This is a genomic window from Mycobacterium sp. IS-1742, assembly GCF_001500125.1.
In the GTDB taxonomy this organism is placed as follows: Bacteria; Actinomycetota; Actinomycetes; order Mycobacteriales; family Mycobacteriaceae; genus Mycobacterium.
In genome coordinates, this window is sequence record NZ_LQIV01000033.1 from 1 (window position 1) to 5,881 (window position 5,881).

At 71.8% G+C, this 5,881-nt stretch carries 7 protein-coding genes and 1 pseudogene; 7 read left to right on the forward strand and 1 reads right to left on the reverse strand.

Annotation, left to right across the window (positions count from 1 at the left end; translation table 11 throughout):
* Positions 1-253: pseudogene (locus AU196_RS25600) on the forward strand (hypothetical protein); the annotation flags it as partial.
* Here AU196_RS25600 and AU196_RS17565 read toward each other — a convergent pair.
* The gene (locus AU196_RS17565; protein ID WP_059096364.1) at positions 250-972 is read right to left on the reverse strand and encodes a dienelactone hydrolase family protein; all 723 of its coding nucleotides are present in this window, start codon (positions 970-972) and stop codon (positions 250-252) included. The pseudogene AU196_RS25600 and the gene AU196_RS17565 sit on opposite strands and share 4 nt — an antisense overlap.
* A gap of 113 nt (positions 973-1,085) precedes the next feature.
* Here AU196_RS17565 and AU196_RS17570 point away from each other — a divergent pair, with 113 nt between their 5' ends.
* The 6 genes from AU196_RS17570 to AU196_RS17595 all read left to right on the forward strand — a co-directional run.
* A complete protein-coding gene (locus AU196_RS17570; protein WP_059096365.1) occupies positions 1,086-2,087 on the forward strand; it encodes an AAA family ATPase in 1,002 nt (333 codons plus the stop codon).
* A 3-nt stretch (positions 2,088-2,090) separates the two neighbouring features.
* Entirely contained in the window at positions 2,091-2,960 is an 870-nt protein-coding gene (locus tag AU196_RS17575) for a DUF58 domain-containing protein (protein WP_059096366.1), read from the forward strand.
* Positions 2,950-3,423 (forward strand): hypothetical protein, encoded by a 474-nt coding sequence (locus AU196_RS17580; RefSeq protein ID WP_059096367.1) that lies wholly within the window; start codon positions 2,950-2,952, stop codon positions 3,421-3,423. Before AU196_RS17575 ends, AU196_RS17580 begins: the two co-directional genes overlap by 11 nt.
* Positions 3,414-4,400 carry a hypothetical protein gene (locus AU196_RS17585; RefSeq protein WP_059096368.1) on the forward strand — a complete coding sequence of 329 codons (987 nt, stop codon included), beginning with the start codon at positions 3,414-3,416 and terminating at the stop codon, positions 4,398-4,400. Before AU196_RS17580 ends, AU196_RS17585 begins: the two co-directional genes overlap by 10 nt.
* The gene (locus tag AU196_RS17590; protein ID WP_059096369.1) at positions 4,397-5,290 is read left to right on the forward strand and encodes a hypothetical protein; all 894 of its coding nucleotides are present in this window, start codon (positions 4,397-4,399) and stop codon (positions 5,288-5,290) included. The genes AU196_RS17585 and AU196_RS17590 overlap by 4 nt, the downstream gene beginning before the upstream one ends.
* Positions 5,287-5,881 (forward strand): hypothetical protein (locus tag AU196_RS17595; RefSeq protein ID WP_231737628.1); only part of this gene is annotated, 595 nt, incomplete at its 3' end. The genes AU196_RS17590 and AU196_RS17595, both read left to right, overlap by 4 nt.

Here is a 5,881-nt window from a genome sequence, read left to right on the forward strand (position 1 = left end):
GGCGGCGGGGGTGCCACCACCCCCGGCCGACATCGTCGAACACGCGTCGGCGCCGGTGGTCCCGCCGGTCGACGCAGCCGAAGTGGCCACCGCGGCAGCCGCAGCGCTGGCCGCACCGGCGGCACCCGTCGCGCCGGTGGCACCCGTGGCGCCACCCGCGATCACTTTGCCGACGGTGCCGGGTTTCCCGGTGCAGTTGCCCAGCGAGCTGACCATGCCCCGCGACCTGGTCTGCGAAGGGACCGCCTTCTAGGGGAACGTCTCACCCACGAAGACCCCCAGCGCTCGCCACGCCCGCTCGGCCACCACCGGGTGGTACTGGATGCCGCGCTCCGGCTGGTCGGCGAACGGCGCCATGAACGCGTGCATCGCACCGCCGTATGCCTGCAGTTGCCAGTCCGCACCCCGCGCGGTGAGCTCACGGCCCAGCGCCACCACATCCTCCGGCGGCGCCAGCGGATCGTCCCAACCGTGGTGAACGGCGATCCGCGCCGGGATCGGCCCGTCGGCCGGCCAGTCCGGCGGCGTCAGCAGCCCGTGGAAACTCACGACCGCGCGCAGAGGGTGGCCGGCCCGGGCCAGGTCGAGTACGCACAGCCCGCCGAAACAGAAGCCGATCGCGGCCACCCGGTCCCGGTCCACCTCCGGCGCGTCGGTCAACGCGGTGAACACCCCCGCGAGCCGCTCCCTCAGGGCGCCCCGATCACCGAGGAACGCCGTCATCTCCTCGGCGCACCGTTGGGCGCCGCCCGCCGTCACGGCCTCGCCGAACAGGTCGACGGCGATCGCCTGGCAACCCCACTGCGTCAACCGTTCGGCGATCGCGATCTGCGCCTCGCTGCGGCCCTCCATACCGTGGAACACCAAGACCGTTGGCGCAGAGCCCACCCCGCCGGGCGGATCCGGCGCTCCGACGAGGACGTGGTCGAACACAAGCCCGCCGATCGAGCGGCGCAGCGAAACCGTCGTCATCCCGCCGACGCTTCCAGGTTCGCCCCGTTCCCTCGCCGGTGTTCGCCTTCGGCGTACCGGCCGCCTCGGCGCACAGGTGTGAGAACGCGCGCCGGGGGTAATCCTCGGCGGATATGACTGCCGCACCGACACGACTTGATCAGCAATCCCTGGCCGAAACGCAGCGCGTCGTGCGCGCGGTCGGCGAGGCCTTCGCCGCCAAGGTGGTCGGCCAGCGCAATCTGCGCGAATCGTTGCTGATCGGCCTGCTGACCGGCGGACACGTGCTCATCGAGAGCGTGCCCGGCCTGGCGAAGACCACCGCCGCGCGCGTCATCGCCGCCGGCATCGACGGCGCCTTCCAGCGCATCCAGTGCACGCCCGACCTGTTGCCCAGCGACATCATCGGCACCCAGATCTACGACTCGGCCACCAACCGGTTCGTCACCCAGCTCGGGCCGGTGCACGCCAACATCGTGCTTCTGGACGAGATCAACCGATCGAGCGCCAAGACGCAGAGCGCGATGCTCGAGGCGATGGAGGAACGTCAGACGACCATCGCCGGCCAGGTCTATCCGCTGCCGGAACCGTTCCTCGTCATCGCCACCCAGAACCCGGTCGACCAGGAGGGCACGTATCCGCTCTCGGAGGCGCAGACCGACCGGTTCATGATCAAAGACGTACTCGAGTACCCGACCGTGGACGAGGAGGTCGAGGTGATGGCCCGGATCGACGCCGGCATCTACGACACCGACCACCACACCGCGCCGGTGGTCGGTCTGGACGATGTGCGGCGCGCGCAGCACGTGGTGCGGGGCGTCCACATGGACCCGGTTCTCGTGCAGTACGCGAGCCGCCTCGTCGAGGTGACGCGTCGCCCCGACCAGCACCTGCCGAAGCAGATCGCGCGGTTCGTGTCCTACGGCGCCAGCCCACGCGCCACCATCGCGCTCTGCCAGGCCGCCCGCGCGCGTGCGGTGCTGGCCGGGCGCGGACACGTGCTGCCCGAGGACGTCGCGGCGGTGACCCACCGGGTGCTTCGCCACCGCCTGATCCTCGGCTTCGAGGCGGCCAACGCCGACGTCACCTCCGATCGTGTCGTCGACGCCGTGTTGCAGGCCGTGCGGGTGCCCTAACCCGTGGGCAAGCACCTCAACCGGGCCCGCGCGCACTTCGGCAAGGACACCCGCGGACTGCTCGACGGCGGACGGTATGCGTTGTTGCACACGCGCAGCCTGGAATTCGACGACCTACGTCCGTACGTCCCCGGGGACGACGTGCGCGACATCGACTGGAAGGCGTCGGCGCGCTCGGGCAGCGTGCTGATCAAGCGGTTCGTCTCCGAGAAACACCACAAGATCCTGTTGGTCGCCGATGCGGGCCGCAACATGTCCGCGCTGGCACCCAGCGGTGAGTGCAAACGCGATGTCGCCGCCCACGCCATGGGGGCCATCGGCCTGGTCAGCCTGAACCGCCTCGACGAGGTGGGGATGGTCCTCGGCGATGCCCGCGGCTCGGCCAACCTGCCGGCGCGCCGCGGCGAGAACCACGTCGAGAGCCTGCTGCACCGCTGGTACCAGCACACGCTGACCGATCCGGGGCCGAGCGACATCGCATGTCAACTCGACTATGTGGCAACCCATTACGGCCACAGCAGGCTCGTCGTGGTGGTCTCCGACGAACCGGACACGACCCGGCGCCTCGACGAGATCCTCGGCAGGCTGTCCGCGCGCCACGACATCATGTGGCTGATGGCGTCGGATCTGTCACCGCTGGGCGGACCGGAGGACGCCGACGGGTACGACGTGTCGACCGGCAAGGTCGTCCTCAACGGCGCCACCCTGGGCCGGCGCGTCGTCGCCGCGTACCGTCGCGCCGAGAAGGCCCGCCTCCGGCGGCTCGACGCGCTGCTGACCCGACACGCGATCCCGTACGCCACCCTGTCCGGCAGTGCGGACATCCGCCGCGAACTCGTCGCGCTCAACGAGGTGCTCGCCCGTGCCGGATGAGTTGCTTCGGCATGTGATCGGTCCGACCCCGTACGCGCAGGGGTGGCTGTGGACGGCGATCCTCCTGCTGGCCCTCGTGATCGCCTGGTACGCAGTCGTATTCGTCGGCACCCTGCCGTCCGACCGGCTCCGGGGCCGTCCCGTCGTGGGCCCCGCGCACGCCCGGCTGCTGCGGCGACGGTACGCCGGCCGGATCGCCGACATCACCGCCGACCACCAGGCGGGACGTATGAGCGCGGCAGAAGCCTGCGCCGCCATCAGCCGTACGCTGCGCAGTTTCCTGCATCAGGCCACCGGCGTGCGCGCGCAGTACATGCAGATCGACGCCCTCGCCGCGAGCAGCGTCGGCGCGGCGGCTCCGGTGCTGGCCGACCTGAGCGAGGCGCGCTTCACCGACGCCCCACACGCCGACGTCGGGCAACTGGGCGCCCGCGCACAGGAACTGGTGCGCACATGGACCTGAGGTGGTGGCCGATCGCGGTCGTCGGGCTGCTCGCGCTGCTCGGGTGTTTCGCGCTGGCGGTGCTGCTTCCGCTGGCCCCGGACCGGCGCAGGCTCCGGCCGATGGCCAACATCGCCCGGTTGATCCGGTTGCCGGAGTACGCGCGTGCCGCTCGGTTGCGGTCGGTGTCGACGATCGCCACGCTGGTACTGCTGGTGGTGTTGTTCGGCGCGGCCGCGGTGGCGGCGGCCCGGCCGACCGGCGCCGACGAGACGTTCGCCCGCGCGCACCCCGAAGACGTGATGTTCTGTGTCGCAACCCCGGTCACCGAGCCGACGACCGGGGTGCTGCTCCGTCACGCCGCCGAGCTGGCCGGCGCCTACCAGACCGAGCGCATCGGGCTGACCTCGGTGAACACCCGGGTCGTACCGCTCACCCGCGACTACCAGTACGCGGCTGGGCGGTTCAACGACCTCGCCCGGGCCTCCGGGGCGGCCGATCCGGACCGCGCCGTCGTCGACCAGTTCGCCGCGCCGGTCACCTACACCGACTATGCCGCCAGCGTCGACGACGTTCTGTCGTTGTGCATCACCGGTTTTCCCGACTTCGAGCAGAAGAGTTCGCACCGCCGCTCGGTGATCTACCTCGGGCCGACGAGCCTGCGGGCACCCGGCGAACAGCGACCCGCACTCTTCGACGCGCAACGGGTCGCCGACCTGGCCGACGCCGCGGGCGCCCAGATCAACATGATCACCCCGGCCGAGGATCCGGCGCTGCGCGCACTGACCGAGCGGACCGACGGTCAATACGTGATCGGAGCAACCGAATCGGCGGTGCGCGACGGCCTCGAGCGAATCGACGCTCGACCCGCCCCGCTGGTACTCGCCGACGGGACGCGGGTGACCGGGCAGACGCAGGACGCGCCCGTGGCCGTGCTGGCCGTGGTGCTGGTGGTCACCGCGATGCTCAGCGTGACGCTGGTGGTGTTGCGCCGGTGACCTTCGACCCGATCATCCCGTTCGCGATCTTCGCCGTCGTCGCGGTGGCGTTGGTCGGCGCGCGCCTGGTGACGCTGCGCCAGGCTCTCGCCGCCACCGGGGCACACCGCAGGAGCGCGCTGGCGCGTTGGGGCGCAATGACACTCGCGATCACGCTGCTGCTGCTCGCGACCACCCGCCCGGCGTTGGATGCGAACTCCGACGACACCGGAGACCGCGGAAGCGGGGCCGACACCAACGTCTTCGTCGTGCTCGACCGCACCGTCGACGCGCGCTCGGACATCGGCGCGCTGCTCGACCGGTATCCCGAGGCGCGGTTCGCGGTGATCGCGTTCGCGCCGGACCCCGCTCTGGCGTGGCCGCTGTCGCAGGACGTGTGGAGCCTGCAGCCCGAGGTGGACACGCTGACCGCCCTGTCGCCGGGTGACCCGGCCCGCGCCGATGCCGCGGCGCCCGGAAACATCCTGCGCTACCAGCTGATCCAGGCCACCCAGCAGTACCCCGGCTCGCGGAATCTCGTGGTCTACGCCGGCGCGGGCGCCCCGGGTGCGACCACCGCGCAGGGCGGTGTCGACGTCCCGCCCGGTTCGGTGAGCGGGGGAGCGGTGCTGGGCCACACCGCCGACGGTGCGCTCGACGACGCCACGCTGCGCCGCGTCGCGGGCGATCTCGGCGTGCCCTATGTGGACCGGCGGGACGGCGGCGAACTCCCGCCGCTCGAGACACGGGAGGACGCCGGTGCGGCGACCGAGCCCGTCCCCGCCGCGGCGCGCACCGAACTGTACTGGCTGCTCTGCCTGTTCGCGGCGGGCCTGCTGCTGGGGGAGATCTGGCTCAGCGTGCGGGAACTGCGGCAGAGCCGGGTGGCGCGGCGGGACGTGCTGTCATGATCCGCCGGCGAACGGGGCGGCTGCCGGTCCGGCTGCGGACACGACGCCGGCTGCTGCTGTGGAGCGCACCGCTGACCCTCGCGGTGGTCCTGCTCGCGGTCAAACTGCTGTCGGTGGTGTTCGCGGGCAACGCCGCGGTGCGCGACTACGCCGACCGGGACGCCGAATCACTGGCCACCGACGCGGCGATCCTCGGCGTGGTCAACGTGATCGAACCGGCCAAGGCGCCGTTCGTGCAGGGCACCCGGGCGGTCCTCGAGCGTCGGCTCGACGAGGCCGATGTCTTGTTCGACGAGGCGCTCGCCCGCACCCCTGCGGAACAGTCCTGCCCCGTGCGGGTGAACCTCGCGCTGGTCCGCGAACGCCGCGGTGACGATGCCGCGTTCATCGGCCGCAACGCCGACGCCCGCGACCTCTACACCCGGGCGTTGGGCGTCGTCGGGCAGGCGCCCGCCGACTGCTTCGCCGGCAACAGCGACCCCGACGAGCAGCGCCGGGCGGTGCGCGCCGACGCGGCAGCCCGATTGCAGGCGAAGATCGACGGGTTGCGGGACGCGCCGCCGATCGCGCCGCCCCCACCGCCGCTTGTGA